The following is a 437-nucleotide window of genomic DNA, read 5'->3' as shown; positions in this document are numbered from 1 at the left end:
ATTATGGTTTGACCGATGTCGTTTCTGAACGTTTTGATGCAGGCGTCCGTCTGGGTGGGGAGATGGATAAAGATATGATCGCCATTCGAATCGGGCCAGACATACCAATGGCTATTGTTGGCTCACCGGATTATTTTTCTCGTCGAAGTGCTCCAACGTCAGTGTCACAATTAATAGATCATCAGGCAATTAATTTGTATCTTCCCACATCGGGTACAGCAAATCGCTGGAGATTAATACGCGGTGGACGTGAAGTTCGTGTTCGCATGGAAGGTCAGCTTTTACTGAATACGATAGACCTGATCATTGATGCTGCAATTGATGGGCATGGATTGGCGTATCTACCTTATGATCAGGTTGAGCGGGCTATTAAAGGAAAAAAACTGATACGTGTTTTGGATAAATTCACACCAGATTTACCCGGTTATCACCTGTAC

At 44.2% G+C, this 437-nt stretch carries 1 pseudogene; it reads left to right on the top strand.

Annotated features, from left to right (window positions below):
• Window positions 1–437: pseudogene (gene pgrR / locus H3O04_RS35705) on the top strand (DNA-binding transcriptional regulator PgrR); the annotation flags it as partial.

The organism is Burkholderia sp. KCJ3K979 (genome assembly GCF_016759955.1).
Lineage (GTDB): Bacteria > Pseudomonadota > Gammaproteobacteria > Burkholderiales > Burkholderiaceae > Burkholderia > Burkholderia orbicola.
Note: the sequence above shows the minus strand (reverse complement) of the source record. Positions and strands in the feature narration are given on the sequence as shown.